Source organism: Streptomyces sp. NPDC042201 (genome assembly GCF_055582185.1).
The window spans coordinates 1-1,419 of sequence record NZ_JBVJDS010000026.1 but is presented as its reverse complement, the minus strand read 5'-3'; the positions used below and the strand labels follow the sequence as shown (position 1 = coordinate 1,419).

Below are 1,419 nucleotides of genomic sequence, written 5' to 3'. Positions count from 1 at the left end.
ACACAGTGGACGCGAGCAACTGAGGACAAGCCCTCGGCCTATTAGTACCAGTCAGCTTCAACCGTTACCGGTCTTCCACATCTGGCCTATCAACCCAGTCGTCTACTGGGAGCCTTAACCCCTCAAAGGGGGTGGGAGTCCTCATCTCGAAGCAGGCTTCCCGCTTAGATGCTTTCAGCGGTTATCCTTTCCGAACGTAGCCAACCAGCCATGCCCTTGGCAGGACAACTGGCACACCAGAGGTTCGTCCGTCCCGGTCCTCTCGTACTAGGGACAGCCCTTCTCAAGACTCCTGCGCGCGCAGCGGATAGGGACCGAACTGTCTCACGACGTTCTAAACCCAGCTCGCGTACCGCTTTAATGGGCGAACAGCCCAACCCTTGGGACCGACTCCAGCCCCAGGATGCGACGAGCCGACATCGAGGTGCCAAACCATCCCGTCGATATGGACTCTTGGGGAAGATCAGCCTGTTATCCCCGGGGTACCTTTTATCCGTTGAGCGACGGCGCTTCCACAAGCCACCGCCGGATCACTAGTCCCGACTTTCGTCCCTGCTCGACCCGTCGGTCTCACAGTCAAGCTCCCTTGTGCACTTACACTCAACACCTGATTACCAACCAGGCTGAGGGAACCTTTGGGCGCCTCCGTTACTCTTTAGGAGGCAACCGCCCCAGTTAAACTACCCATCAGACACTGTCCCTGATCCGGATCACGGACCCAGGTTAGACATCCAGCACGACCAGAGTGGTATTTCAACGGCGACTCCACCTGAACTGGCGTCCAAGCTTCACAGTCTCCCACCTATCCTACACAAGCCGAACCGAACACCAATATCAAACTATAGTAAAGGTCCCGGGGTCTTTCCGTCCTGCTGCGCGAAACGAGCATCTTTACTCGTAGTGCAATTTCACCGGGCCTATGGTTGAGACAGTCGAGAAGTCGTTACGCCATTCGTGCAGGTCGGAACTTACCCGACAAGGAATTTCGCTACCTTAGGATGGTTATAGTTACCACCGCCGTTTACTGGCGCTTAAGTTCTCAGCTTCGCCACACCGAAATGTGACTAACCGGTCCCCTTAACGTTCCAGCACCGGGCAGGCGTCAGTCCGTATACATCGCCTTACGGCTTCGCACGGACCTGTGTTTTTAGTAAACAGTCGCTTCTCGCTGGTCTCTGCGGCCACCCCAAGCTCACACCGTAAAGATGATCACCCAGAATGGCCCCCCTTCTCCCGAAGTTACGGGGGCATTTTGCCGAGTTCCTTAACCATAGTTCACCCGAACGCCTCGGTATTCTCTACCTGACCACCTGAGTCGGTTTAGGGTACGGGCCGCCATGAAACTCGCTAGAGGCTTTTCTCGACAGCATAGGATCATCCACTTCACCACAATCGGCTCGGCATCAGGTCTCAGGCACA

The 1,419-nt window shown here is 55.8% G+C and carries 1 rRNA gene; it reads right to left on the bottom strand.

Annotated features, from left to right (window positions below):
- Positions 1–21: 21 nt before the first annotated feature.
- Positions 22–1,419: ribosomal RNA gene (locus ACZ6MZ_RS33930) — 23S ribosomal RNA — on the bottom strand; the annotation flags it as partial.